The following is a 26,220-nucleotide window of genomic DNA, read 5'->3' as shown; positions in this document are numbered from 1 at the left end:
CCATGGCAGATTACGAAACCCTCCTCGTCGAGCAACGCGGCGCCGTCACGCTGATCACGCTCAACCGGCCCCAGGCGCTCAATGCGCTCAACAGTCAGGTACTCGCCGACCTGATCGCCGCCACCGCCGCGTTTGACGCCGACGACAGCCAGGGCTGCGCGGTCGTCACCGGCAGCGAAAAGGCCTTCGCCGCCGGCGCCGACATCAAGGAGATGCAGGCCCAGGGCTTCGCCGACATGTACGGCCACAACTTCTTCGCCGGCTGGGAGAAGTTCACCGCGACGCGCAAGCCGATCATCGCCGCGGTCGCCGGCTTCGCGCTAGGCGGCGGCTGCGAGCTGGCGATGATGTGCGACTTCATCATCGCCGCCGACACCGCGAAATTCGGCCAGCCCGAGATCAAGCTCGCCGTCGCGCCGGGCATGGGCGGCTCGCAGCGGCTCACGCGCGCGGTGGGCAAGGCCAAGGCGATGGAGATGTGCCTCACCGGCCGGATGATGGGCGCCGAGGAAGCGGAGCGCGCCGGGCTGGTCAGCCGGATCGTCCCGGCGGCCGATCTGGTCGAGGAAGCGGTGAAGACCGCCGCGACGATCGCGTCGATGGCGCCGCTCGCGGTCAAGGCGAACAAGGAAATGGTCAACGCCGCGTTCGAGACGGGGCTCGCGATGGGCGTCCAGTTCGAACGGCGCCTGTTCCACGGCCTGTTCGGCTCGGCGGATCAGAAGGAAGGCATGACGGCGTTCGTCGAGAAGCGCCCCGGTAACTGGACGGGAAAATAACAATGGCACGCGTCGGATTCATCGGTCTTGGAAACATGGGCGGCGGCATGGCCGCGAACCTCGCGAAGAAGGGGCATGACGTCCGCGCCTTCGACCTCTCAGCCGAGGCGCTCGATCGCGCCAAAGCCGCGGGCTGCCTCCCCGTCGCCAGCGCGGAAGAGGCGGCTGACGGCGCCGAGGCGATCATCACCATGCTGCCCGCCGGCAAGCATGTCGAACAGGTCTATACCGAAAGCCTGTTCGGCAACGCGCCGGCCTCGGCGATTCTGATCGACTGCTCTACCATCGACGTCGCCACCGCCAAGCGCATCGGCGAAGCAGCGCTCGCCAAGGGCCTTTCCTCGGTCGACGCGCCCGTCTCCGGCGGCATCGGCGCGGCCAATGCCGGCACCTTGACCTTCATGGTCGGCGGCAGCGCGGAAGCGTTCGACCGCGCTCAGCCCTTCCTGTCCGACATGGGCAAGGCCGTGATCCATGCCGGCGACAGCGGCACCGGCCAGACCGCGAAGATCGCCAACAACATGCTGCTCGGCGCGACGATGGTCGCGACCTGCGAGGCGTTCCTGCTCGCGCGGAAGCTCGGGCTCGATCCGCAGAAATTCTTCGACATCTCCTCGGTGTCGTCAGGCCAGAGCTGGTCGATGACCACCTATGCGCCGCTGCCGGGCGTCGGCCCCGACACGCCGGCCGACCATGACTATCAGGGGGGGTTCGCGACTGCGCTGATGCTCAAGGATCTGCGCCTGGCGATGGAAGCCGCGGCCGAGGCGCATGCCGACACCCCGATGGGCGCGAAGGCCGCCGAACTCTATGAGAGGTTCGCCGCTGAGGGGCAGGGAGGTCTGGATTTCTCCGCCATCATCAGAATGCTCGACCACGCCGAATAAACCGTCGCAAAACACCGCCTCGGCATCTTGCATGCAACATTGATGTCATGCATCCCTATCACAAGGGCGGGCAACGCCGCTGGAGGGAGAAGGTGATGAAGGCTTGGTTGTATCTCGGCGCGACGGTTCTGGCAGTATCCACTGCCTGCATGGCGGTCGCGCAATCCGCGGCGCCGACCGAACCGATGCCCGCCGGGCCGAAGGTGGCGGAGAATTTCTGGTCCGCCAAGCCGACCCGGCCGACGCCCTATGTCGCGCCCAACAAGGTCCATTGGAAGCTGTCGGAGATCCTCGCCGCGCATCGCGGCCAGACCGACTGGGTCCAGCCGATCATCCGCAACCAGGAGCAGGATGCGGACTATATCTCGCTCGGCGCCGGCAAGAAAACCAAGACGCGCATGTATGCCGACGACCGGGTCGTCTGGATCGTGCAGGACGGGTCGATGAAGGTGACGATCGACGGGGTCGCGCCGTTCGTCGCGACCAAGGGCTTCATGGTCAGCGTGCCGTTCCGCCATCTCTACTCGATCGAGACGGTCGGCGATAAGCCGTCGCTCCGTTTCGAGGTACGCCAGGCCGGCTCCCCGCCGCTCTTCCCGCTTTCCGAAACGCCCGATGCCTATCCTGGCCGCACCTATATGAAGGTCCGCGGCAGCCCGGGCCCCGCGACCATCCCGACTGGTGGGACGAGCAACCCGATCTGGGTCGATTTCCTCAAGGACATCGCGATCGGCGACAAGCCCTATAACGGCAAGTTCGTATGGGACGATCACTTCACCTCGAACATCCTGCGCAGCAAGGCCGCGCCGGTGCCGCCCGCGACCAACAAGGGCCATTTCCATGTCGACTGGACCGAGTTCTGGTTCATCATGGAAGGCAAGATCGGCTACCAGATCGAAGGCTTCCCCTATTTCGAGGCCAATCAGGGCGATGTGGTCACGGCGGCCAAGGGTCGCTGGCACCGTGCCGGCAACAGCCCGCTGACGCCGATGTCGACGCGCATTCCGTTCAACCCGCGTCCGGTGATCCTGCACAATTTCGAACCGGAGTGATGAGGATCTGATCGAACAGGGTCATACCAAGGTGTAGTCCTGGCACCGGTGCGGACGATAGGCAGTGTCGTCCGCGCCGGTAGTGATGGCGCAGGCGGATATCACCCGATATCGTGCCGCAACCTGAAGGAGACCGCTGATGACCGTCCTGATCCTGGCCTTGCTCATCGGCGTCGTCGCCGGCCTTCGCGCAATGACCGCGCCCGCCGCCGTCAGCTGGGCGGCGCATCTCGGCTGGCTGCATCTCGACGGCACCTGGCTCGCCTTTCTCGGCTACCGCTTCACGCCCTGGATCTTTTCGCTCGCCGCCCTGGCTGAGCTGGTGACCGACCAGCTGCCCTCGACGCCCAGCCGCAAGGTGCCGCCGCAGTTCATTGCGCGCATCGTGATGGGTGGGCTCAGCGGTGGCGCGATCGGCGCCTCGGCAGGATCGCTTATCACAGGCATTGCCGCGGGCGCGGTGGGTGCCGTGATCGGGACCCTGGGTGGCGCGGCGGTGCGGGGCAAGCTTGCAGCCCTGTTCGGTAGCGATCGGCCGGCGGCGTTCCTCGAAGATGCGGTCGCGATCATCGGGGCCTTCCTGATCGTCTCGGCCGCGGCATGAGCCGCCGGTTCGACGCGATCATCATCGGCGGGGGGCAGGCGGGTCCGTCGCTCGCCGGCCGGTTGACGGCGGCCGGGATGACTGTCGCGCTGGTCGAGCGCGATCGCTTGGGCGGCACCTGCGTCAACACCGGTTGCACACCGACCAAAGCCATGGTGGCGAGTGCTTATGTCGCCCACGCCGCGGCCAGGGCGGCGGAATATGGGGTCGACCTGCCGGGCCCGCCGATCACGGACATGAAGCGCGTGCGCGACCGCGCGGCGGCGGTCGCGTCAGACTCGCGCGGCCGGCTGACGGACTGGCTGGTCGGGATGGAGGGGCTGACCCTGATCCATGGCCATGCCCGCTTCACTGCGCCTGATACGATCGAAGTGGATGGCGAGGCGCTGACCGCGCCGAGGATCTTCCTCAATGTGGGCGGCCGCGCCAATGTGCCGCCGATGCCGGGGATCGACCTGATCACCCCGCTCACCAACGTCTCGATCCTCGATCTTGCCGAGCTCCCGCGGCATCTCGTCGTGGTCGGCGGCAGCTATATCGGCCTGGAGTTCGCACAGGCGTTCCGCCGGTTCGGCGCTCAGGTGACGGTCGTCGAGATGTCGCCGCGCCTCATCGCGCGCGAGGATGAGGATATCTCGGAGCTTATCCGCGACATGCTGGTCGCCGAGGGGATCGAGGTGCGCATCAACGCGACCTGCATCGCCTTTCCAGCCCATCCGGATGGCACCGCGGTCAAGGTCGATTGCACCGAGGGCGCGCCCGAAGTGATCGGGTCGCATGTGCTGCTCGCGATCGGGCGGCGGCCGAACACTGACGATCTCGGGTTGGACAAGGCTGGGGTGGCCACCGACGCACGCGGTTATGTGGCGGTCGACGACCGGCTGGCGACCAATGTGCCGGGCATCTGGGCGCTGGGCGACTGCAACGGTCGCGGTGCTTTCACGCATACCGCCTATAATGATTACGAGATCGTCGCGGCGAACCTGCTCGACGGCGCGGACCGGAAGGTGAGCGAGCGCGTATCGGCATACGCCCTCTATACCGATCCGCCGCTGGGGCGCGTGGGCATGACCGAGGCGCAGGCGCGCGAAACGGGACGGCCGCTCCTGGTCTCGACCCGACCGATGAGCCAGGTCGCCCGCGCGATCGAAAAGGGCGAGACCAACGGCCTGATGAAGGTCGTCGCCGATGCAGAAACGCACAAGATCCTCGGCGCGGCGATTCTCGGCGTCGGCGGTGACGAGGCGATCCACGGCATTATCGACGCGATGCATGCCGATCTCGCTTATCCGGTGCTGCAATGGGCGGTGCCGATCCACCCGACCGTTTCGGAGCTCATCCCGACCCTGTTGGGCGGGCTTCAGCCGCCAAAGGGCTAAGTCGCGCCGGTGCCTGGACCCGGATTGCCCAAAATGTCAGGCAGTTCACTGACATTTTTGATGGCAAGACCTTTTCGGAACTATAGTTGTAAATCAATGATTTAAGATGAATTGTCGAGAGAATTGGCACGCTCGGTCAGGCCGCGACCTTCATTCTGCTCATCATGTCCCGTTCGTCGGCGCGCAGCGTGAGCACCGACACGCCCGACGCGGTGACGGCGACGGTGTGTTCGAATTGCGCGGACAGCGACCCGTCGTTCGTCACGACAGTCCAGCCGTCCTCCTCGGTCCTCACGCTCCGCCGGCCGCGATTGAGCATCGGCTCGATCGTGAACACCATGCCCTCCCGTAAGGTGAGGCCAGTTCCCGGTTTGCCGAAGTGCAGGATCTGCGGTTCCTCATGCATCTCCCGGCCGATGCCGTGACCGCAATATTCCCGCACCACCGAATAGCCGTTGCGCTTGGCATGGCGTTCGATCGCCCAGCCGATGTCCCCGAGCCGCGCGCCCGGCCGAACCGCGCGGATGCCCATCCACAGCGCTTCGTAGGTGGTCTGGACCAGCCTCCTGGCGGCCGGATTCACCGCGCCGACGAGATAGGTCTTGCTGGAATCGGCGATATAGCCGTTCTTCTCGAGCGTGATGTCGAAATTGACGATGTCGCCGTCGCGAAGCATTTCGGTCGGCGACGGGACGCCGTGGCAGACCACGTGGTTCACCGACGCATTCAACACGAAGCCGTAGCCATATTGGCCCTTGCTCGCCGGCCGGGCCTGGAGGTCATGGACGATGAAATGCTCGACCATGTCATCGACCTGAAGCGTCGACATGCCGGCGAGCGGGGTGCGATCCAGCAACCCGAACACGGAGGCCAGCAGCCGACCGGATTCGGCCAGCAGCGCCAGTTCCTCAGGCTGCTTGGTCATGCTCGACCACGGCCAATGGCTGAGGCGAGAAGCCGGCGGAGCCAAGCTCGCGTGCGATGATCTCGGCGAAGCTGAGCGTCGGATTGGTCTCGCACAGCATGCCGACCTTGATCCAGAAGGCGGCCTGCGCATTGATCGATCGAAAGGTTACCTTGCTCGCCCTTCGCACCTGATCGTGCAGATCGTCGTCTATGTTCACAATGCCCATCAGGGTCTCCGCATATGATTCGTTTATATGGCGTATACAGATCGTATATGCGCGGGCCAAGGGGTGTGTCTGACGCTCGAAATAGCGGGCGAACGCCGTTGCAATCCTGCCCTTTCCCGGCATGAAGCAGGCTGGAAAAGGGGAAGCGCGTGAAGCTCTATCACTGCAAGGATGCGCGATCGCTGCGTCCGTTATGGACCTTGGAGGAGCTTGGCCTGGACTTCGAACTGGTGACGATGCCGGCACCGGCGCGGTTCGCCTATCCCGGCTATCTGGACATCAATCCGCTCGGCACGGTGCCGACACTGATCGATGGCGCGTTGACGATGACCGAATCCACCGGGATTTGCCACTATCTCGTCGACAAGGTCGAAACGACGCCTCTGCGCGTCGCGCGCGACGAGCCGGCCTATGGCGAATATCTCAACTGGCTGTACCGCAGCGATGCCACGCTGACCTTCCCGCAAACGATCGTGCTGCGCTATTCCGAGCTGGAGCCGGAGGAACGCCGGCTTCCCCAGGCGGTCGAGGATTATACGATCTGGTATCTGTCACGGCTGCGCAGCGTGGAGGCCGCGCTTCGGGATTGCGAATTCCTTTGCGCCGACCGGTTCACGATCGCGGACATCGCGGTGCATTTTGCGCTGTACATGGGGCGGTCGCTGGGGCTCGACGCGCGCTACAAGCCCAATTGCATCGCCTATCTGGATCGCCTGAGCGAGCGCCCGGCCTTCAAGCGGGCATTGGCCAGGCAGGAACTCGCCGGATGACCCGCTCGAGCATTTGCTGAAAGACCGCGGCGGTTGCGGCCACGTTGGTCGCGGATACGCATCGGGCATCGTCGCCCGCGCCGTGATGGAAGCGGTGGATGCCGAAGACCGCGGCGACATTTCGATATCCGGCGGCAAGAATCTCGATCTGCTCTCCGGCCGAAAGCAGCGCGCTCGAATAGGGCGCTTCCAGTCCGACATGGCCGGCAAAGAGGGTGCGCGCCAGCGGCAGCAGCGCCGGGCTGACCGACAGGAAGCGCTGGGGGTCGATGCTGGGAAGCCGCGCACCGGTGATCTCGTGCCAGTCCTGCGCCGCGACATTGGCGCCGAGGTGCAGCCAGAAATGCGTGTCTTCGGGGCGCGGCGCGGTGGCCTTCAGCGCCTCCGCGGCGCCGAGATTTTCATATTCATGGCCGGTGTTGCAGATGAAGGCGAGATTGTAGTCCAGCACGGCGCGGCTGGCCCAGCGCGCCAGCCACAGCCAGGCGGCGATCCCCGGGCCGCGCTCGCCGGCGCAGCCGTACCAGCCCGATCGCGGCGTCGAGACCGCCAGCCAGCTTTTCCTGCCGCGATCGATCCGGCCGATGAAGTTGAAGGCCGGGCGGCGGCCGCCCTTGCCGGTGACGTACAGCGTCGCTGCTTCCTTGCGAATCGCCGCGGTCAGAAACGGCCGGGCGTCGTCGGGCGCGAGGAGTGCGACCGGTCCGGGAAACATCGGTTCGCGCCCGTCCGCGTTGAGCGCGATCACCTTGCCGGTCGGGCCGTTGGTGATGGCGATGACTGCCTTGGCGCCGGCGGCGAAGGCAGCGGCGATCGGCGCCCGGATCGGCTTGGCCAGCGCGGTGGACCACCGGCCGAACGGCAGGTCGACCAGCGCGATCGCCCCTGCCAGCGGCGCATCCGCCTGACCGCCGGCATCGATGCGGACGAGCGGACCCGTCGCGCCTTCGGGCCCGGTGGGCATTACAATCGGCTGCGGCCATACCGCGGCCCTGGCCGCGCCGCAGACCAGTTCGCTGCGCTCCGGCTCGAACCAGGGCGTCGAGACATCCTGCCGCTCGACCTTGAAGCCGAGCTTCTCGATTTCCGAGGCGAGCCAGGTGCCGCAGGCGTTGTCGCCCATGCCGCCGGCCTGCTTGCTGCCGAAGCCGATATATTTCTCGAGATCGGCCGCGACCATGGCGGAAAGCCGGGCAGGGACCTTCGCCATCGCCGCTGTCACCGGTAACGCGGCGCTGCCGGCGAGAAAGCTGCGCCTGTCAGGCGTGAGCATGGTGCGTTTCCTTCTTCATCCGGCGCGAGCAGGCGCGGGTTTGCCCAGCAGCATGATACTGACCAGCGATACCACGCACATCGCCCCCAGATAGATCGAGATCGGCGCGCTGCTTTGATAATGCGCGAACAGGGCAGTGGCGATGATCGGCGCGAAGCCGCCGCCGAACACCGTGCCGATCTGATAGCCCAGCGACGCGCCCGAATAGCGCACCTCCTTCGGAAAAAGTTCGGCGAACAAGGCGGCTTGCGGGCCGTACATCATGCTGATGAAGATCAGCTCGAGCGTGATCGCCAGCACCACCGCCAGCGGCTCTCCCGTATCGATCAGCGGGAACATCGCGAAGGCCCAGGCGCCTGAGAGCACCGCGCCGAGGATGAAGATGCCGCGCCGCCCGAACCGGTCCGACAGCGCGCCGCAGAGGATCAGCGCGGGGATCATCGCGATGCTCCCGACCATTACCGCCAGCAGCATCACGTCGCGCGCGATCCCCACCGTGGCGGTGCCATAGGCCACCGCATAGGTGATCGCGGCATAGAAGCAGGTGTTGTTCGCGACGAATGCGCCGCCGGCGAGCAGGACGACGCGGCTGTGGCCCGTGAGCAGGGTTCGCAGCGGCGATGGCGGTTTTGGGCCTGTCACGGCTGGGGGCGCACCGGGCTCTGCGTCCGGCTCGGGGATGGTCCAGTGAATGATCAGGCCGATGAAGATCAGCGCGATGCTGACGAGAAATCCGATCCGCCAGCCCCAGACGAGAAAGGCGTTCGAATCGATCAGCGCGCTGGTGATGAGGAACACGGTGTTCGCCAGCACCACACCGAACGGCACGCCGACCTGGACGAAGCTGCTGTAGAAGCCCTGACGATGTGCCGGCGCGCTTTCGATCGCGAGCAGTGCCGCGCCGCCCCATTGCCCGCCGACCGCGAGGCCCTGGATGAAGCGCAATATCACGAGCATGAGCGGTGCCAGGCTCCCTGCGATCGCATAGCCTGGCAGCAGGCCGATCAGCGTCGTCGCCAGTCCCATGAGGAACATGGCGAGCACCAGGGCGCGCTTGCGGCCATGTTTGTCGCCGAAATGGCCGAAGGCCATGCCGCCGAGCGGCCGCGCGATGAATCCCACCGCGAAGGTGCTGAACGCCGCGATCTGCGCGACAAACAGCGGCAGCTCGGGCGGGAAGAACAGCTTGGGGAAAACCAGCGCCGCGGCGGTGCCGTAGATGAAGAAGTCATACCATTCGACGGCCGCCCCGGCGGAGGCGATCAACGCCACCCTGATGCTCGGCCTGGCCGCCGGCGGCTGTTGCGTTGACAAGCTCTTCTCTCCCAATGGCAAGCGGCACGGATCCCTGGTGCCGGATTACCAGCGGTACGACAGGTTGATTCCAATGGTCCGCGGCTTGTTGTAGCGGACCGAGAGCGGGTAGCCCGCCTGGGTGAATTTGAGCACCTCGATCTGGCGATCGGTGAGGTTGCGCACGAAGACCGCGACCTGTGCCTTGCCGATGTTGAGGCCCGCGCGCGTGCCGAAAATATCGAAATCGGACATCGGAATGAGGGGGGTGGCCGCGGTGATGGTGTCCTGGCTGCCGCCGCGCTGGCCGGCATAGCTCAGGTTCACGAAGCCGACGACATTCCTGAAGATCGGCCGCCGGTAATCGAGCGACGCCGACATCGTCCAGTCGGGGATCTGCGCGACCGCCGAACCCTGGACCGGAAGACCAGTGACGCCCGCCGGCACCTTGGCGAAAGAGGCGCTCTGGGTGGCGGCGTTGAGGCCGACCGAGAACAGGCCGCCGGCCAGCGGGAAGCGCCCGTCCATCGCGGCTTCGAGGCCGCGGGCATGAATGGTGCCGCCATTGATGTTGAAAATCTGTCCCGCGGTGAGGCACGCATTGGTCAGCGTGCAGCCATCGTTGATACTGGTGATCGCATCGCTGGTACGCGACAGATAGGCCGACAGGCGGAAGAAGATTTTCGGGATGATGCTGGTCTTGATGCCCGCTTCGTATCCGATCGTGTTCTCGTTGCCATAAGTGAAGACGAATGGGTTCGGCGCATTGGCGTTGAAGGTGCCATTGTTGACGCCGCCGGCGCGATAGCCGGTTCCGACCTTGGCATAGAGCAGGGTCGAGGCGACGCCCGGCACCTTGTAGCTGGCGGTCAGGGTGAAGACCGGCTGGTTCGAGCTGAACGCATAAGTGGTCGGCAGCTTGGTGTAGGTGGTCGTGTACAGCGCGGTGATGCCCTGGGTCGCCGTCTTGTAATCGTGCGAGAACCGGCCTTCGCCGACGAGCGTCACATCGCCGATCGCATATTGCAGCGAGGCATAGCCGGCGAGCGAGTAGATGCGCTGCTTGGTGCGGCTGTCCGTCCCGAAGATCAGCGGGAAGGTCGCCGGGCAGTTCAGCGATGTCGGCAGCGGCTTGACGCAGACTGGCGCAGTGGGCGTGCCGGTACAGAAGCTGCCGGCCAGCGTGAACGCGCAGGGCGAGGAGCCGATCACCAGCGCATAATCGTCATTCTGATAGAGCCCCTCGGCACCCGCGATCCAGGTCAGGCGCCCGCCGGCGGCGGTGCCCTGCAGATGAAGGTCCTGGTAGAGCGTGCGATCCTTCACATCGGTCCGAACCTGGCCGAAGGGATAGATGCCGATCTCGCCCTTGGTCCGCAGGCTGATCGCCGTCGCAAGGTCGATCGCGGCCGCATATTGCTGGCTGGAATGCCATTTGGTGGCCATGCTGGTCGATTCGAGCGTGATGCCGCCGCCAAGGTCGTAGCTGACCATGAGCATCGCCCGCTGGACCTTTTGCTGCAGCCCGTCGTCGCCCGTGTGGGGCAAGGTGAAGCGCGACTGGGTGAAGCCCAGCGGGATCGCGGGGTTCACGCCGCCGCCCGGCACGACCAGGCTGTTCACGAAGCTCGGCAGTTTAAGGTCCTGCGCATCCACCAGCAGGGTCGCGTCGATTGGGCCGCTGCGGAAGCGGATCTGCCCGCGCGCCGTCCACCCTCTGGTGCTGTCATAATATTTGTCGTGATTGGGGTCGTAGTAGAAGCCCTTGTCCTGCGTATAGCCTTCGGCGCCGATGCGAATGGCGACCTGGTCGCTCACGGCTTCGTTGACGACCACGGCAAGCCGGTTCTGGTTCTGCCCGAAGGTGAAGCCGTCCCGGATATAGCCGCTGTCCTGGAATTTGGGCTTGGCGAGCACGATGTTGACCACGCCGAATTCGGAGTTGCGCCCGTACAGCGCGCCCTGCGGTCCCTCAAGGACCTCCACCCGCTCCAGATCGAAATAATCGAGCGTCTTGAAGTTGCGGCCGCCCAGCGTGCTGCTGCCGGCATAGGCGCCGTTGACGAACAGGCCGACGCCCGAATCCGCACCCGTGGCGCGTGCCGTCCCCGATCCACGCACTGAAATCTCGGCGAGATTCTCGCTCGCGACATCGTTGAAGCGGACCCCCGGGACCGTGCTTAGCAGATCACCCGAACCGGCGACCGGCCCCTTGGAGTCGAGCTGGCCGGCGGTCACCGCCGAAATCGTGCCCGGCACGTTACGGATGCTCTCCTCGCGCCGGCGCGCGGTGACGACGACATCGCCATCCGATCTGGGAGCGACACTTTCGCTGGCCTGGTCAGCGGGGGCGGCGGTGACACCCGGCGCGCCTACAGGGGAATCCTGTGACGTGCCGGCCGACGTCTGGGCAAGCGCCGGCGTGGCGACGACGAGCGCAAGGGTTGCGGTCGTGGCAAGAAAAGCTCGCATGCATCCTCCCATTGGCGCTCGTTCATTGCGGCGCTGTGGGTCAATCATCCGTTTATCGCCCATCCATGTCAACAGATTGTACGACAATATGATATCAATGGTTCGACAAAACATCTTGCGGCTGAGCGGTGGCCGCAATAGGAATGATGGTGCAAGATCGGCGAGCATCCGACCGATGCGACGATCTTGGGAGAGGTACGGCGTTGACCAGCAAGGCAAAACCATCAAGCTTGAGCCCGGACGACGACACGGCGGCCGAGAGTCGGGGTGATGTCTCACCACAGCCGGCGCCGACTGCCGACGATGTGGCAAGCGCGCTGCGCCTGAAAATCCAGAGGAGCGAGCTCGCCCCTGGCGAATGGCTTCGCGAGGCGCGGCTGTGCAGCGAATTCGGGGTAGGGCGGTCGATCGTGCGCCGCGCGCTGCGGGCGCTTGGCGACGACGGCCTGGTCGAGCTGGAGGAAAATCGCGGTGCCCGAATTTCCGCGACCACGGTCGAGGAAGTGTTCGATCTCTACGAGCTGCGTGCCGCGCTTTACGGTCTGGCGGCTCGCTTCGCCTGCCGGCGGGCCTCGGACACGACGATTCGGCGGATGCTGGTCAAGATCGATCAGATGCTGAGCGACGCGGCGAGCGGCGCGCCGGCTGATCAGATCATCGAATTGAGCGAGTCGATCTTCAGCGAGATGGCGGAATCGGCGAGCCTGGACGCCCAGAAGATGATCGAAGCGGTCCGCCGCAAGACGCGGTTCCATTTCTCCTATGTCGCGCTCGCCATCACGGCGAACACGCCCGGCCCCTATGGCCATTGGCGCCGCGTTCGCGCGGCGCTCGTCACGCGCGACGCGGACGGGGCTAGCCAGGCCGCGCGCGACATTCTGTATTTCATGCAAGGCGAAGTCGCGCGGATCATGCTGGCGCGCGGTTCCAGCGTTCGGGAGGACGCGCCGTCTGCGCCTGCCAAGCCAGTCAAACGCCGCGCCGCCGCCAACCGGAGATAGACATGATCCTGCGTTCGTCCATCAAGGCAATGCTTGTCGCGGCGGCGCTGGCCACCACGACCGCCGCGCCCGCCGCGCCGCCGGTTCCGGCCGGCCAGGCCGAAAAGACGTCCTCGCCGGCAATGTCGAACCTGCTGGACTATCTGCGCAACCAGAACAGCACGGGGTTCCTGATCATCCAGGACGGGAAGGTCCTGGTCGAAAAGGCCTGGCCGGCCCCGACTGGCGACCCCTTGTTCGCCAGCTTCGTCTATGAGCGGAACAAGCAGGGCGAACTGCTCGAGGATGTCGCCTCGCAACAGAAGAGCTTCGTTTCAGTCCTCGTCGCGGTGGCGATCGACAAGGGGCTGATCGACGTCGAAAAGCCGGTCTCGGCCTATATCGGGACGGGCTGGTCCAAGGCTTCGGCCGAGCAGGAGGCAAAGATCCGCGTCATCGACGTGCTGACGATGAGCTCGGGCCTCAACGACAAGTTCGGCTATCAGGCGCCGCCGGGAACGACCTTCTATTACAACACCCCGGTCTATGCGATCACCAAGCGCATCGTGACCGCGGCGGCGAAACAGTCGCTGGAGGTCATCACCCATGATTGGCTGACCGCGCCTTTGGGCATGAACGATACGGCGTGGCGCAAGCGGCCGCTCGCATTGGCCTCGGTCGGCAACGATACCGGCCTGGTGACGTCGCCGCGCGATACGGCGCGGTTCGGGCTGATGATCCTGAACGGCGGCGTCGCGAAGGACGGCAAGCGCCTCGTTTCGGAAGAGAGCTTCAAGGCGATGTTCACGCCGTCTTCGACCAACCCCGCTTATGGCAGGCTGTGGTGGCTGAACAACGGCGCGTACAGCATGCGTGCGCTGGGTGGCCGCAAGGAGGGCCCACTGGTCCCCGCCGCGCCGACGGATATGGTGGCCGCGCTGGGAGCGTTCGAGCGCCGCCTCTACGTTGTCCCGAGCAAGAAGCTCGTCGTAGTGCGCATGGGCGCGGCCGCGGGCGACAAGGATTTCGACCAGCAACTCTGGCTGCGGCTGACGAAAGTGATCGGCTGACCGGCCGGTTGCCGCAAGCGGACCGCTGCGCGTCCGTCATCGATAACGAAAAAGGGAGGCCATAAATGGCGATTGCGCATCGCATCGCGGCGCTGAGCGCAGCGATGCTCTGCGGGGCCCTGTCCCCGGACTCCGGCGCGGCACCGATCGTCCGCGCACCCGCGGGCGCGGTTCGCGGAACCGAGGCTGACGGGCAGCGGGTGTTCAGGGGCGTGCCCTATGCGATGCCGCCCGTCGGGGAACGGCGCTGGAAGCCGCCCGAGCCCTTTCCCGCCTGGCCCGGGGTGCGCGACGCGACCAGCTTCGGCGCCGCCTGCCAGCAACCACCGGCGCCCGCCGGCAGCATCTATGCCGAAACCTATCCGGCGATGAGCGAGGATTGCCTGACGCTCAACATCTGGGCGCCGACCGGGGCGAAGAACGCGCCGGTGTTCCTGTGGATTCACGGCGGCAACCTGATCCGCGGATCGTCCCGGCAGGCGATGTTCGATGGCGCCGGTTTCGCGAGACGCGGCATCATCATGGTGTCGATCAACTATCGCCTCGGTGTGTTCGGCTATCTCGCGCATCCCGAATTGAGCGCCGAATCGCCGGACGGAGCGTCGGGCAATTATGGCCTGCTCGACCAGGTCGCCGCGTTGCGCTGGGTGAACCGCAACATCGCCGCGTTCGGTGGCGATGCCGGCAACGTGACGATCGCCGGGGAGTCCGCGGGAGGGCTAGCCATCCTGCATCTGCTCGCGTCACCGCTGGCCCGGGGGCTGTTCGCCAAAGCCGTGGTCCAGAGCGCGTCGCTCATGAACATCCCCGAGCTGAAGCATGGGCGCTTCGGTGTGCCATCGGCCGAGGCGCTGGGCGAGCATTTCGCCGCAGCCGCCGGCGCGAAGCGCATCGCCGATCTGCGCGCGATCGATTCCGCTGAGCTTGCCGAGCTGGCGCGGAAAGCGGGCTTCGCCTCGACGGCGGTGGTCGACGGGCATTCGCTGACCCGCCAGTTGATCGAGACGTTCGAGCGCGGCGAGCAGGCGCATGTGCCGCTGATGACCGGTTTCACCGCCGGCGAGATCGGGACGATGCGCGCGATATTGCCGGGCCTGCCCGACCCTGCGCACTATGACGCCGCGCAGTATGAGGCCGCCATCCGCCGCAATTATGGCGACCTGGCGGATACTTTCCTGCTCCATTATCCGGCGAAGAACGTCGCGGCGACCATGCTGGCCGCGGCGCGCGACGGGTTTTTCGGATGGACGTCGCAGCGTCTGGTGCGCGATCAGGCGACGATCGGCATGCCCGCCTATCTCTATTATTTCGACCATGGCTATCCGGCGGCCGACGATGCCGGCATTCACGCCTTCCACGCCTCCGAAGTGCCTTACATGTTCGGCACGATCGATCGGGTCACGCCGCTATGGCCGGCGATTCCCGACACGGCCGCCGAGCGCGCCCTGTCCGATGCGATGGTCGATTACTGGGCGTCCTTCGCGCGATCCGGCGCGCCGGCTGCGCGCAACCAGCCCGCCTGGCCATCCCATGGTGAACGATCCGCCTATATGATTTTTGCCGGCACGCCACAGGTCGCGACGGATCTCATGGCCGGCCAGTTCCGGCTGCACGATGAGGTCGTGTGCCGCCGCCGGGCGGCGGGAAACATCCCCTGGAACTGGAATGTCGGCGTGGCGGCACCGGTTCTGCCGGCCGCATCGGAGAGGTGCAGATGATCGATGGTGCGATGCAGGATTTCCCGCTGACGCTGGATCGGATCCTCGACCATGCGGCGAAGTGGCACCCCGATGCCGAGGTGGCGACCGCTCGCGAGGACGGCACGATCGAGCGGATCGGCTATGCCGGGCTGAAGACGCGCGCGCTGAAGGTCTCGCGCGTCCTCGGCGATCTCGGCGTTGGAGTCGGCCAGCGGGTGGCGACGCTGGCATGGAACAGCCAGGCGCATGTCGAGGTCTGGTACGCGGTCATGGGCATGGGCGCAGTCTGCCATACGCTCAACCCCCGGCTGACGGCTGCCCAATTGTCCGCGATGCTGGTGCAGTCCGAGGCGCGGATAGTGATCGCGAGCGCCGACCTGCTGGGGCTCGCGCTCCAGGTCGCGGAAGGCGCGCCGGGAATCGAGCGCGTGCTGATCATCGATGGGGAGGTGGTGCCGGCCGATAACGACATCGTGGCCGCGCTTGCCCCGCTGATCGAGCTGGCGGACGAGACGGCGTGTTGGGGCGATTTCGACGAGACCGCGCCGAGCGGCCTGTGCTTCACGTCCGGATCGACCGGCGCGCCCAAGGGCGTCACCTACACGCACCGCTCCAGCTTCCTGCACACGTTGCGCCTGTTGCAGGCGGACGTGCTCGGCATCAGCAGGGCGGATACGGTGCTGCCGGTGGTGCCGATGTTCCATGCCAATGCATGGGGCCTGCCGTTTGCCGTGCCGTCAACGGGCGCGAGACTCGTGTTGCCCGGCCGTCGCACGGATGGCGCCAGCCTGGCCCGACTGATCGAGGCCGAGGGCGTTACCGTCGCCGTGGGCGTGCCGACCGTATGGCTGGGGCTTTGCGAGCATCTCGGCGCGACCGGTACGCGGTTGCCGTCCCTCCGGCGCATCATTGTCGGCGGCGCGCCGATGCCGCCCGCGCTGATGACCCGGATCGAGGAACAGCTTGGCGTGGTGGTCCAGACGAGCTGGGGCATGACCGAGCTGTCCCCGGTCGGCACCTTCGCGGTGCTCAGCGACCCGGAACGCAGCGCGGCGATTTCGGGCCGACCGGCGCTCGGCGTCGATCTCATGCTCGCCGACCAGAATGGCGATCCGCTGCAGCAGCAACGCGACCGGGAAGGCCGGCTCCATGTTCGCGGCGCCGCGGTGATCGAGCGCTATTTCGGCCAGAGCCAGCCGGCGACCGATGCCGGCGGGTGGTTCGATACCGGCGATCTGGCGAAGATCGACCGCAAGGGCAATCTGATGATCACCGGTCGCGCCAAGGATCTCATCAAGTCCGGCGGGGAATGGATCAACCCGGCAGAGATCGAAGCGGTCATCGGTGCGCTGCCGCAAGTCTCACTGGCTGCCGTGATCGGTCGCAACGATCTCAAATGGGGCGAGCGCCCGGTCCTGCTGGTCGAGCTGCGCGGGGATCAGGAAATTTCCGACCAGGAACTGCTGGCGACGCTGCGCGGCCGGGTGGCGTCCTGGTGGATACCCGATGCCGTGGTGCGAATCCCCGCCATGCCGCTGGCCGCCACCGGCAAGGTCGACAAGATCCAGCTCCGCCTGGCCCATGGCGCCGACTGACCGGGCGGAGATAGCGCCCGCTTACGGGTTCACTCGGGCGGAGCGTGAACTGGAAAGTGCAGGGCGCACGCTGCCGCCGACGCAGCGATAGCGCCTTAGCCCAGAAGCGGAACGAGGCATTGGAGCGCCGCAGCGTAATAGTCGGTCGCAAGCGGTCTCGGTGCGACTTTGCCCAGAGCCCGGTCGACTACCGCCATGCCGCCGGGCGAGAGCGGATAGGGTGCCATATTACCCGTCGTCACGTCGATCCAGGCGGGGATCGGTGTGCCCTTTGCCAGGAGCCCGCGCCACCAATCAATGGTGGGCTTGACCAGGGCGCCGCGGCCGCTGGTTGCGGCGAAAAGCGGGACGCGGATGGCGTCGAACCCGAAACGCGGCGGTTTGTCGGCCGCCGGTGAGATCGTGCCGTCATTGCCTACGTCGATCCAGTCGGCGGGAAGCCGGTTCGGGCCGAATTGCGCCGCGCGCAGCAACGCTTCCCCATCGGCAATCACCGGCCGCCAGACGCGTCCATCGCGCCGCGCGCAATCGTCCAAGGCCGACCAGATATAATAGCAAGGATTGAGCGTCGTACGGGTGCCGCTGGCGAACCCTTCCAGCCCCGGCAGCAGCAGATGCCGGTTTCCCCGGACGACCACCAGCTTCTGCAGGATCGCCGCGCGGATCGCGGCTGCCCGATCCTTGTAGCGCGCATCGTGCCAAAGGTCGCCCGCCCGTGCCAGCGCCCAGGCGATCATCAAGTCGCCGTCGGTGGCGTTGTTGCGATCGGCCACGGGCGTCGCCGCGCCAGGATCGTAGCGCCAGGCGTACAGCGCCAGGTCGGGCCGTGCGAGATGGGCCTCGGTCCATTGCCAGACCTGGTCGAAGCCCGCCCGGTCGCCGGCCGCCACCGCCAGCATCATCGCGTAACTCTGGCCCTCGCTATGGCTGATGCCGCCATTGCCGGTGTCGATGACGCGACCGTCCACTGCGACGAAGGCTGCCTTGAAGCCCTCCCAGCCCGGCATCACAGACGCGGGCTGGGTTTGGGCGGGCGAGCAGCCGCTGATTCCGAAGCTTGCAATCGTACCGACCATGGAAAGACAAAAATAGCGGCGATCAACGCCCATGCTTCAACCTTATTTCGGCGTCGTTCCAGCGGATGGTCCGCGTGCGCAGCGTGGGACCGCCGCCCATTTGCCGCATCCAGCCGCTATAGATGCCTTCCAGCACGGGACGAAGCACGTCTTCCAGCCGACCGCCGACCAGCATCCCGAGCGCCGTGGGCAAGCCGGAATGCGTGATCAGGATTCCGTCCTCATCAAGCGCGAAACGCGTCGAGCCGCAGCCATGCCGGCTCCAGAAATCGTTCACGCGGACAGTGAGCGCGGTCAGGTCGTCCACCCCTGTCAGCGGCGCGAGCGTGGCGATACGGACACCGGCGGCGCGAAGAAGGGCGTTACGCTGCGCGTCGCTCGCAGTTGCGCGTATTTCGGCCACCATGCCGGCGAGCAACAGCGCGCCGGCAGCCATTGCATCACCATCGGGTCCCGATCCGGGCGTGACCATCAACGCTCGCTTCCCAGCGTCTGTCGAATGCCGATCGATGACCGGTATTCATCATAAGTTCCGAAAGTATTCACGCCAAAAGAACCACCTATCTGAGTCGAAGGCGTTACCCGGTAATAGAGAGAGCCGTCCGCGGCAAAGGCAAATCCGGTTTTGCTCAGGCTGTCATAATATGAGCGAACATCGGTATTCTGTGCCTTGAGCGCGTCGAGCGTCGTCTGAGCCGCCGGATCGGTCGGATAGATCGACACGCGGTCCTGTTCGAAGCTCTGATAACCCGGCGTCACGCCGAGACGGCCCTCGATCCGAGGCGAATCATAGCTGTAGCGGATCGGCAGGCCCACGCTCAGGAAGCTTTGCGGGCTGAAATAGCCGCCATGCCCATAAGTGAAATAATTCTGGTTGTTGCGGAAGCTTTGCCAGTTGACGTTGAGGCCGCCGGTCAATTGCGACTGACCGCCCCGGATGATGGGAAGATAGCCGCCGACATTGGCCTGCAAACCGCGATTGTCGGCGACATTGAGTCCCTCGTAGCGATAAGCCGACAGATCACCATACAGTCCCGTGCCGGCCCGGTCCCAGGAAAGCGCAAGTCCGCCGCCGGTCCGCATCACTTCGCCCCAGCGCTGTCCGGTGACGGGATCGCGAGCGCCCGCATACGCGACGACGCTCTCGGTGACCGGCTCACGGCGGACCCAGCCGCGAGCGCTGGTATTTTGCGAGAGGCGCGGTTTGGCGGTAAAGCCGAAGGTAGCGCGCGTAGTCTCGAATCCAATCGGCGTCGTGCCGATTTCGGCCTGGATCCAGGGGCTGTCATAGGAAGCGGCAACCGCGACGCCGGAGGCGTGCTGGGTATCCGCCTGAATCAATTTGGACGGCAGTTTCGCGACGATCCCCTCCGCCTCGGGCGTCGCATTGCGGCCGAAACGAGCAAGCGCCGATCCGCTCGGACGGCCTGCATCGATGACCTTGGCCGTCGCGCTGACCCCGATGCGGCCGCCAAGCAGATCGGTCGAGACTTCCGCGGTGCCGGACAGTTCGCGCAATTCGCTGAGGCCGGTTTCACCGGAGCGCTGGCGATAGCCCGTGGTCACGTTCGCGCGGGGGCCCGTATTGGTGGACAGCGCGGCGATGTCGGCCTGGAGCTTGGCCATGACCGGGTCCGCGGGCACGGTGCCCGAGATGGGGCTATAGACCGGAGGATAGGCAGGGGCCGCCCCGGGTATCGGCGTCACGTCCGCAGCCGTCCCGCGATCGGGCGCACCATAGCCTGGTGCGACCCTGAACGGCACGGGATCAGATCCCGACGGCACATAGGGGGCCGGCTCGGCAGCGGCGACGCGGCCGCCGCTCAGCGCGAAAGGATTTGCCACGACAGGTGCGGGCGGCGCGGATGCTTGTCGGAAGGGGTTGGAGTCGGCCATTCCCGCCGCGAAGGGATTGGTGCGATCGAGCATGCCGGCACTCTGGTTACGGGCGGCATAGCTGGCCTCGGCGCGGCGCATATATTTGATGGCGGCGCCGCGGTCGCCCCGCGCTTGTTCCATCTGCCCGGCCGCCAGATAAATCTCGTAATCGCCCGGATAATATTGCAGCGCTCGGTCGATCGTCGCGACCGCAAGGCTGTGATCGCCATTCGCCCCCGCGGTCCCGATCAATCCGATCAGCGCGCCCTTGTCGCGTGGCCGGCCGGCGAGCACCATCCGGAAGGTCTGCGCCGCCTGCGACGGCATGTTGCCGGATTGATAGAGCCGCGCCAGCGCTGCGAGCACATCGATATTGCCCGGGGCGGCGCCCCAAGTCTGCTGCAGCAGATCGAAGGCTGAGGCATATTGCCCGGCCAGGCGCAACCGGTCCGCTTGAGCAGCGGCGCGGATGCCTTCCAGCCGCGCGACCGCGACAGCGCCGTCGGGCGTACCCTGAGCGGAGAGGCGCGCGCGTTCGATTGCCGTCGCGGTTGCGTCGTCCTGGCCGGTCCGGGCCAGGATCCGGACAACCGGCTCGAAGCTGTCGGGCGACGATGGGCCAGCGGCCAGCGCCTGTTGCGCGACCTGTATCGCGGTAGCGGAATCGCCCAGATCGTCGAGGGCGCCGCCGATCATCGCCAGCGATGCGGCGCTCAGCCCCGGCGTCGCGGCAAGCTGACGCAAGCCGGACGTGGCCGACAGGGCCTGGCCCTGCGCAGCGAGTGCGCGGGCGCGCTTGATCGCCGCTTCGACCTTGAGCTGCGCCGCGAAGCGTTGCATCGCTGGAGTCAGGCGGCTGGGGGGAATCTGATCCAGTAATTGCTGCGCCGCAGCATTGCGGTCGAGCTGCCCGTCCAGTAGCGCCGCGGCGTAGAGCGCGTCAGGCGTTCCGATCGACTGGAGCGACCGGATCAGCGATTCGGCCTCCGGCGCGCGACCCCGGCCGATCAGGTGGCGCGCATATTCCAGCCGGATCCAGGGGTCGGACTGGTCGGCCAGCAGGCCGCGCTGGAATTGCTGTTCCGCCTCCTGGAAATTGCCCTGCGCCGCGGCCTGCAACGCCGCATTGCGGATGACTCGGCTGGCCAATTGAGCATCGCCACCGCCATTGGCACCAGCCTGGCGTGCAAGGTCCGCGGCGTCGGCATAGCGCCCCTGCCGCTCATAGATGTCGGCGAGCAGGGCCAGTGCCGGGCGGCGATCCTTCACCGTCTCGCGCGAGAGCGCCTCGGCATCCGCCTGCGCGCCAGACAGGTCGCCGGCATCAAATTTGGCGCGCGCTGTCGCCAGCCGGCTGAAGAAGCGCGCCGACGCCAGGGCCTCTGCCCATTTGCCTGCGTTGCCACGCACGGATGCTCGTTCCAGTAACTCGACCGCATCGCTGAATCGCGATTGGCGCAGCCGGACGATGCCGAGCCCGCCCGATGAATCGGCATCGGCCCGGTTGCGGGCAAGGGCAGCCTCGAAATTGCGGCCGGCCGCCGCCACGTCGCCGCTGTCGAGCGCGCGAAATCCCGCGGCGCGCGCGTCGCCGCCACGATCGATGGGCGTGGTGACCGCCTTCGGTGCGGACGGGCCCGGTCGGATGGCAGGCGCGGGACGGGGCGCCTGTGGCGCTGCCTTGACCTGTACCTCAGCCTTGATCGGTGCCGCCGCGTTTGGTGCTGGAGAAGACGCGGAGACTCCGCGCCGCGCTTCCGCATTGGACGGGTCGAGCGCCAGCGCGCGCCGATAGGCCTGCCTGGCCAGGTCTGCGCGCCCGTGCGCTTGCCAGTAGCGGCCCTGCTCGAGCAACGCCGGGACTCCTGGCGCCTGGGCCAGCGCCGGGGTGGCGACGGTGGTCAGGAGCAGCGTCGCAATAGTGCTGATTCGCATCATGCCGCTTCTCCCTTCAATCGCCGGCGTTGTTGCCGCGCGAAAAACAGATAGAGCGGTCCGCCCAACAGCAGCGCGGCAACGATGCCCCCAAGCGCCATCAGCAGAGGCCGCTGGCTGAACCACCAGGCGACCCGCATCCAGCCGGGCAGTGAGCCGGCCCAATAGCTGGGCCCGACGGCAAAGCTCCGCATCCCGTCGCCGCTCGTGACCGCCAGGTCGCCCTGCACCTGGGCATTGATCCGTCGGTCGGTGAGACCCTGGACAAGCAACGGCAGCTCCCGCGGGTCATTTCCGATCACGGCGACCACCGTGCGGGCGGAGTCGTAGGGCGATCGGAAGCTGACCAGCCCGCTAAAGGCGTCGGTCGCCTGTAGAAACGTGTCGGCGCCATCCGGATCGGCGATGCTCGAAGAGAGCAGCCCAAAGATCCGGTTCAGCGGCCCTCGCTCCATCACGCGGAGGCGTGTGCCGTCGGCGCGGACTGGAGCGTTCGCAAAAAGCGCCGGGGCCGACCGCGTGACTTCGAAGCCGCCGATCACCAGCACATCCCGCCCGGCCATCGTGGCATCGCTCACGGATTGCGTTACCATCACGGCGGTGGGGGGCGTGCCGGTCGAATCGCCGAACCGCCCCATCAGCAGCAGATAGGTCTCGACCACGCTCGGCGAGGGCGCTCCGCCCATCAGCACCGTCGTTTCCGCCAGATTGGGGCTTACGGTGAACGGATACCCTGCATTGGCGAATGTCGCGAGATTGGGCATGACCTGGGCGTGATAGGCGTGCGTCAGATCGATGCTGCTGTCCGGATCGATTGCGACGCGGACATTGTCAGGGATCGTCCCCTCGCACCGCTTCTTGTTCGCGATGATCAAATTATAGTCGAACGTCAGGTCATTCTGGCCGAACAGATTGTAGCTGGGAAGTTCGACCGTGGCTTTGGCAATACGCGTTCCCGCCCCTTCGGTCTGGCCAAACAGCGGTAGCCACCAGTTGTCGCTGGTCAGCGGCAGGGTCCGCAGGAAAAGATCATTGAGCGAGACGTCAAGCCGCGACGCACGCTGATCGAGCCAGACAGCGGTCGGATAGCGGTAGTGCAGCTCGAGCTGAGCGCCGCCCCGCGGCCAGAAGAAGAGATCGGGTGGTGCGCGGAAGCCGGTGATCAATGGCCCGGGCGGCAAGCCCTGTCCCTGCAACCGGGCGGGAGCGATCAGTTCGCCAAGCTGCACCGGACGATCGGTCCTCAGCCAGCGCCGAGCCGCGTAGCGGGCATAGGTCGGAATGCGCACGCCATCGAATGTCGCGAGAGTGCCACCCGTCGCACCGCGCCCGATGGCCAATGCCGCCGCCGCCAGCTTCAGTTCGCGATCGTCGCGGCCCATGATCAGCAGCAGATTGCCATAGGAATCCGACGGATTGCGCATGATGAATGCCGATGGGCCGCCAATCGTCGGCACGAAATTGCCGATCCGCATGCCGGGCCGCACGAAGACGATCGCGTTGCCCCGCGGCAGAGCCCCGTAGACGGGCTTGAAGGCAAAGCCGCGATAGCTGGCAAGGCTGCCGAACCAACCTGCGATGCTGGCCGCCGCTTCCAATTCTCCGTTGCGCGGCGCAGAGGCGAACACGAATGGCAGGGTGAGCGGAAGATTGTCGCCCCGGTCGAAAAACGGCGACGGCAGCCGCGCCAGATCGGGCGCCAGCGGCAATGTCTGGATCGTCAGGTCGAGTCCGGACCGCACATTGCTGATATTCGCCCATAAGGAGCTATGGAACGAATCCTCGCAATCGCGGGCATAATGGCCGACGAGCCGCAGGTTGAGTTGATTGTCGCCCGGAAGGAACAGCGCCGGGTTGATCGGGATCGCGATACGCTGACCAGCCGCGCCATCGGGAGTCAGGGCGACGGTACGCACGGCTTCGCCGTTGACGATCACCACTAATTGGCTGAGATCGGCGAGCAATGCGGGCGACCACGCCATCGTCAGAGTCAGGGTGGCACCCGTCACGACCTCGTTGGCGCGCATGCCGAAGGGAATGCTGATCTCGCCGCGCGTGCCGGCAAGCCGGATGGCGGATCGCACCTGCAGGTCCCGAAAAGTCAATTGCTGTCTGCGTATGCCGGCCGCAGGCGCGGCAGTTGCTGTGGTGCTCCTTGCCGGGTTTTGCGCGGGCTGTGCCCGGATTCCCGCCGGGTACGCCATGACCAGCATGGCCGCGCTAACGGTAGCGGTTGCGATGGCACCGGGCACCCGCAGCCGCCTTTCCTTACGCCGTTCCGCCCGATTCAGCCTCAGCAGCCGCTTGAGCGTGACCAGATCGACCTTCACGACGTCGCGCAGCGACCGCAGGACGGAAACCGACGGACGTGGCTCGGCGCTCTCCCACGCGTCTGCCCGACCCATGATCGAGCGGACAAGCTGGCGTCGTTGGAGCATGTCGAGTTCCTTGAATCGCATCTTGGCGGTGCTGCCGGTTGTTCGCAGCAAATCGACCGGCAACGTCAGCATCTCGTCGCCCAGCGGCAGGGCGATGTGCGTGATGGACCGATCCAGCAACGAAACGTCGGACGGCGCTGTCACAGAGAGGCCGCCCATCGAGACATCGTTGGTTGTGGCGTCCAACACATGCCCATCGGCGAAATAAAGCGTGGCAACAAGCCGCACGGGAATGCGGATATGCTCGCGCGTCTGGCGCGTTTCCCGCCCGACCGAGACCGCGGCGAGCAGGATGACCAGGCTGAAGCTCGCCCATAGTGTGTTCAGCACCAGCGTATCGGCCTGAATGTTGAAATATTGCGGGAAAAACAGTAATTTACAGAATCCGAACGCAATGCCGAAGACGATCAGCGCGATACAGAAGAGATGTGGCCGCACGGTCGATCGGTCGAAATAGGTCTTGTCGAGCAACGCACCCTTGTCGGTCACGTTGAACTTGCCGCCATGCGGGCGAAAGAAGGTCTGGAAGGTCGGCCGCACCAGATGAAAGGCAAGGATGGTTTCATAGATCTCGCCCCAGAAGGGGCGCCGGTCGCCGCCCTGGAGAATGCCGCTCGACACCTGCGAACAATAGAGATGGGCGGCGGCATAAGCGAAGATCAACGACGCCGAGGCGTGCATGATATTCTGCCCCAGGATGAGATAGGCCAGGGGGCTGGTCAGGAAGACGATCCGTGGCAGCGGAAACTGGAAGTGCAGCAACGCGTTCAGATAGCAAAGCCGCTGCTGCCAGCTGAGGCCCGGGCCGGTCAACGGGTTGTCGATGCGCATGATTTGAGTCATGCCGCGCGCCCAACGGACCCGTTGGCGGATATGGAGGACGAGCCGCTCGGTCGCGAGGCCCGCCGACAGGCGTAGCCCGAGATAGGCGGTGCCCCAGCCCCGACGCTGGAGCTTGAGCGCAGTATGGGCGTCCTCCGTGACCGTTTCGAACGCAAAGCCACCGATATCTTCGAGCGCCGCGCGTCGAAGGACCGCGTTGGAACCACAGAAAAAGGCGGCGTTCCAAAGGTCGTTGCCCTTCTGCACCGCACCGTAGAACAGATCGCCTTCACCCGGCAGCTCGCGCACCGTGCCGAGGTTCCGCTGGACCGGATCGGGCGAGTAGAAATGGTGCGGTGTCTGCACCAGCGAAAGTTCCGGGTCGCGCTGGAACCAGCCAATCGTCATCTGGAGGAAGGCGCGCGTGGGCACATGGTCACAATCGAAGATGGCGACCAGCGCGCCATCGGTCCGCGCCAGCGCGGCGTTCAGGTTTCCTGCCTTGGCGTGACGGTTGTCGGACCGGGTTACGTAGCCGCAGCCAACGGAATGCGCGAACGCGCGAAACGCGGGGCGTCGTCCGTCGTCGAGCAGATAGACTCGCATCTTGTCGGCCGGATAATCGAGATCGAGCGCCGCGAGCACGGTCGTGCGGACGATGTCGAGACTTTCATTCAAGGTGGGAATGAAGACATCGACGGTTGGCCACGCGTCCGGTTCTCCCCGCAGTTCGACCGCGTCGCGGTCCAGTGGCCAGGCCGTCTGCAGGAACCCCAGCGCCAGGATCACCCAGGCATAGAGTTCCGCGAGATACAGGCCGATGCCGAACACAGCGCTTACCGGACTGTCGAAATCAAGCGTCGCGGTGGTGCGCCAGAACATGTAACGGCTCGATGCGACGACGGTGAGGATGGCGAGCGAGAGCATTGCCCGCTTCGAGCGCGCCCGCCGCAGCAAAAATGTCGCCGCGATGGTGACCAGCGCGAAGATCCATTGGGAATTCAAATCGAGCGGGACGGTCACGACGATCAACGTCATGGCCAGCGCGGCGGCTAGCATCGACCATTGCAACACCCGTGCGGCA

Annotated in this window: 19 protein-coding genes; 10 read left to right on the top strand and 9 right to left on the bottom strand. The window is 65.8% G+C overall.

Going from position 1 to position 26,220, the window contains the following annotated elements; genetic code table 11:
- Window positions 1-2 precede the first annotated feature (2 nt).
- From AC1DX5_RS14600 to AC1DX5_RS14580, 5 genes are all read left to right on the top strand, one after another.
- Window positions 3-779 (top strand): enoyl-CoA hydratase, encoded by a 777-nt coding sequence (locus AC1DX5_RS14600; protein ID WP_478016161.1) that lies wholly within the window; start codon window positions 3-5, stop codon window positions 777-779.
- Between the two features lie 2 nt (window positions 780-781).
- Entirely contained in the window at window positions 782-1,666 is an 885-nt protein-coding gene (mmsB, locus tag AC1DX5_RS14595) for a 3-hydroxyisobutyrate dehydrogenase (RefSeq protein WP_478016160.1), read from the top strand.
- A gap of 95 nt (window positions 1,667-1,761) precedes the next feature.
- On the top strand, window positions 1,762-2,718 hold the full coding sequence (locus tag AC1DX5_RS14590) for a cupin domain-containing protein (protein ID WP_478016159.1): 957 nt from the start codon (window positions 1,762-1,764) through the stop codon (window positions 2,716-2,718).
- 139 nt (window positions 2,719-2,857) lie between these two features.
- Window positions 2,858-3,322: a DUF4126 domain-containing protein gene (locus AC1DX5_RS14585; protein WP_478016158.1), complete on the top strand. Its 465-nt coding sequence runs from the start codon at window positions 2,858-2,860 to the stop codon at window positions 3,320-3,322.
- Window positions 3,319-4,701, top strand: coding sequence for an FAD-containing oxidoreductase (locus AC1DX5_RS14580; RefSeq protein WP_478016157.1), 1,383 nt, complete (start codon window positions 3,319-3,321; stop codon window positions 4,699-4,701). Before AC1DX5_RS14585 ends, AC1DX5_RS14580 begins: the two co-directional genes overlap by 4 nt.
- A gap of 136 nt (window positions 4,702-4,837) precedes the next feature.
- Here AC1DX5_RS14580 and map read toward each other — a convergent pair whose 3' ends face one another.
- A complete protein-coding gene (gene map / locus AC1DX5_RS14575) occupies window positions 4,838-5,626 on the bottom strand; it encodes a type I methionyl aminopeptidase (protein WP_465169863.1) in 789 nt (262 codons plus the stop codon).
- Window positions 5,610-5,834 (bottom strand): ParD-like family protein, encoded by a 225-nt coding sequence (locus tag AC1DX5_RS14570; protein ID WP_465169862.1) that lies wholly within the window; start codon window positions 5,832-5,834, stop codon window positions 5,610-5,612. Before AC1DX5_RS14570 ends, map begins: the two co-directional genes overlap by 17 nt.
- Window positions 5,835-5,983: 149 nt before the next feature.
- Between AC1DX5_RS14570 and AC1DX5_RS14565 the strand changes: the two genes are divergently transcribed.
- Window positions 5,984-6,604, top strand: a complete 621-nt coding sequence (locus AC1DX5_RS14565; RefSeq protein ID WP_465174243.1) for a glutathione S-transferase family protein — start codon at window positions 5,984-5,986, stop codon at window positions 6,602-6,604.
- Here AC1DX5_RS14565 and AC1DX5_RS14560 read toward each other — a convergent pair.
- The 3 genes from AC1DX5_RS14560 to AC1DX5_RS14550 are packed head-to-tail and all read right to left on the bottom strand — an operon-like array spanning window position 6,567 to window position 11,642.
- Window positions 6,567-7,877 carry a hypothetical protein gene (locus AC1DX5_RS14560; protein ID WP_478016156.1) on the bottom strand — a complete coding sequence of 437 codons (1,311 nt, stop codon included), beginning with the start codon at window positions 7,875-7,877 and terminating at the stop codon, window positions 6,567-6,569. The genes AC1DX5_RS14565 and AC1DX5_RS14560 overlap by 38 nt on opposite strands.
- A 15-nt stretch (window positions 7,878-7,892) precedes the next feature.
- Window positions 7,893-9,191, bottom strand: a complete 1,299-nt coding sequence (locus AC1DX5_RS14555) for an MFS transporter (protein ID WP_465169859.1) — start codon at window positions 9,189-9,191, stop codon at window positions 7,893-7,895.
- 45 nt (window positions 9,192-9,236) lie between these two features.
- Entirely contained in the window at window positions 9,237-11,642 is a 2,406-nt protein-coding gene (locus AC1DX5_RS14550; protein ID WP_478016155.1) for a TonB-dependent receptor, read from the bottom strand.
- Between the two features lie 230 nt (window positions 11,643-11,872).
- On the opposite strand from AC1DX5_RS14550, the gene AC1DX5_RS14545 reads away from it, so the two are divergent.
- The 4 genes from AC1DX5_RS14545 (at window position 11,873) to AC1DX5_RS14530 (ending at window position 16,987) form a co-directional block, all read left to right on the top strand.
- Window positions 11,873-12,643, top strand: a complete 771-nt coding sequence (locus tag AC1DX5_RS14545; RefSeq protein WP_478016154.1) for a GntR family transcriptional regulator — start codon at window positions 11,873-11,875, stop codon at window positions 12,641-12,643.
- A gap of 2 nt (window positions 12,644-12,645) precedes the next feature.
- Entirely contained in the window at window positions 12,646-13,692 is a 1,047-nt protein-coding gene (locus tag AC1DX5_RS14540; protein ID WP_478016153.1) for a serine hydrolase domain-containing protein, read from the top strand.
- Between the two features lie 65 nt (window positions 13,693-13,757).
- Window positions 13,758-15,410, top strand: coding sequence for a carboxylesterase/lipase family protein (locus tag AC1DX5_RS14535; protein ID WP_478016152.1), 1,653 nt, complete (start codon window positions 13,758-13,760; stop codon window positions 15,408-15,410).
- The gene (locus AC1DX5_RS14530; protein WP_478016151.1) at window positions 15,407-16,987 is read left to right on the top strand and encodes an AMP-binding protein; all 1,581 of its coding nucleotides are present in this window, start codon (window positions 15,407-15,409) and stop codon (window positions 16,985-16,987) included. The genes AC1DX5_RS14535 and AC1DX5_RS14530 overlap by 4 nt, the downstream gene beginning before the upstream one ends.
- Window positions 16,988-17,082: 95 nt before the next feature.
- On the opposite strand, the gene AC1DX5_RS14525 is transcribed toward AC1DX5_RS14530, so the two are convergent.
- From AC1DX5_RS14525 to bcsA, 4 genes are all read right to left on the bottom strand, one after another.
- Entirely contained in the window at window positions 17,083-17,994 is a 912-nt protein-coding gene (locus tag AC1DX5_RS14525; RefSeq protein WP_478016150.1) for a family 8 glycosyl hydrolase, read from the bottom strand.
- Between the two features lie 91 nt (window positions 17,995-18,085).
- Window positions 18,086-18,535 (bottom strand): cellulose biosynthesis protein BcsD, encoded by a 450-nt coding sequence (bcsD, locus tag AC1DX5_RS14520; protein ID WP_478016149.1) that lies wholly within the window; start codon window positions 18,533-18,535, stop codon window positions 18,086-18,088.
- Window positions 18,535-21,879: a cellulose synthase subunit BcsC-related outer membrane protein gene (locus tag AC1DX5_RS14515; RefSeq protein ID WP_478016148.1), complete on the bottom strand. Its 3,345-nt coding sequence runs from the start codon at window positions 21,877-21,879 to the stop codon at window positions 18,535-18,537. The genes bcsD and AC1DX5_RS14515 overlap by 1 nt, the downstream gene beginning before the upstream one ends.
- Complete coding sequence (gene bcsA, locus AC1DX5_RS14510; protein ID WP_478016183.1) at window positions 21,876-26,195, bottom strand: UDP-forming cellulose synthase catalytic subunit; 4,320 nt, start codon at window positions 26,193-26,195, stop codon at window positions 21,876-21,878. The genes AC1DX5_RS14515 and bcsA overlap by 4 nt, the downstream gene beginning before the upstream one ends.
- Between the last annotated feature and the right edge of the window lie 25 nt (window positions 26,196-26,220).

This window comes from Sphingomonas sp. P2_B6, assembly GCF_056404755.1.
Note: the sequence above shows the minus strand (reverse complement) of the source record. Positions and strands in the feature narration are given on the sequence as shown.

Excerpts from the sequence above, each read along its gene's own strand:
- AC1DX5_RS14600 (WP_478016161.1), top strand. The coding sequence starts at position 3 with ATGGCAGATTACGAAACCCTCCTCGTCGAGCAACGCGGCGCCGTCACG.
- mmsB (WP_478016160.1), top strand. The coding sequence starts at position 782 with ATGGCACGCGTCGGATTCATCGGTCTTGGAAACATGGGCGGCGGCATG.
- AC1DX5_RS14590 (WP_478016159.1), top strand. The coding sequence starts at position 1,762 with ATGAAGGCTTGGTTGTATCTCGGCGCGACGGTTCTGGCAGTATCCACT.
- AC1DX5_RS14585 (WP_478016158.1), top strand. The coding sequence starts at position 2,858 with ATGACCGTCCTGATCCTGGCCTTGCTCATCGGCGTCGTCGCCGGCCTT.
- AC1DX5_RS14580 (WP_478016157.1), top strand. The coding sequence starts at position 3,319 with ATGAGCCGCCGGTTCGACGCGATCATCATCGGCGGGGGGCAGGCGGGT.
- map (WP_465169863.1), bottom strand. The coding sequence starts at position 5,626 with ATGACCAAGCAGCCTGAGGAACTGGCGCTGCTGGCCGAATCCGGTCGG.
- AC1DX5_RS14570 (WP_465169862.1), bottom strand. The coding sequence starts at position 5,834 with ATGGGCATTGTGAACATAGACGACGATCTGCACGATCAGGTGCGAAGG.
- AC1DX5_RS14560 (WP_478016156.1), bottom strand. The coding sequence starts at position 7,877 with ATGCTCACGCCTGACAGGCGCAGCTTTCTCGCCGGCAGCGCCGCGTTA.
- AC1DX5_RS14550 (WP_478016155.1), bottom strand. The coding sequence starts at position 11,642 with ATGCGAGCTTTTCTTGCCACGACCGCAACCCTTGCGCTCGTCGTCGCC.
- AC1DX5_RS14540 (WP_478016153.1), top strand. The coding sequence starts at position 12,646 with ATGATCCTGCGTTCGTCCATCAAGGCAATGCTTGTCGCGGCGGCGCTG.
- AC1DX5_RS14535 (WP_478016152.1), top strand. The coding sequence starts at position 13,758 with ATGGCGATTGCGCATCGCATCGCGGCGCTGAGCGCAGCGATGCTCTGC.
- AC1DX5_RS14530 (WP_478016151.1), top strand. The coding sequence starts at position 15,407 with ATGATCGATGGTGCGATGCAGGATTTCCCGCTGACGCTGGATCGGATC.
- AC1DX5_RS14525 (WP_478016150.1), bottom strand. The coding sequence starts at position 17,994 with ATGCCGGGCTGGGAGGGCTTCAAGGCAGCCTTCGTCGCAGTGGACGGT.
- bcsD (WP_478016149.1), bottom strand. The coding sequence starts at position 18,535 with ATGGTCACGCCCGGATCGGGACCCGATGGTGATGCAATGGCTGCCGGC.
- AC1DX5_RS14515 (WP_478016148.1), bottom strand. The coding sequence starts at position 21,879 with ATGATGCGAATCAGCACTATTGCGACGCTGCTCCTGACCACCGTCGCC.
- bcsA (WP_478016183.1), bottom strand. The coding sequence starts at position 26,195 with ATGCTAGCCGCCGCGCTGGCCATGACGTTGATCGTCGTGACCGTCCCG.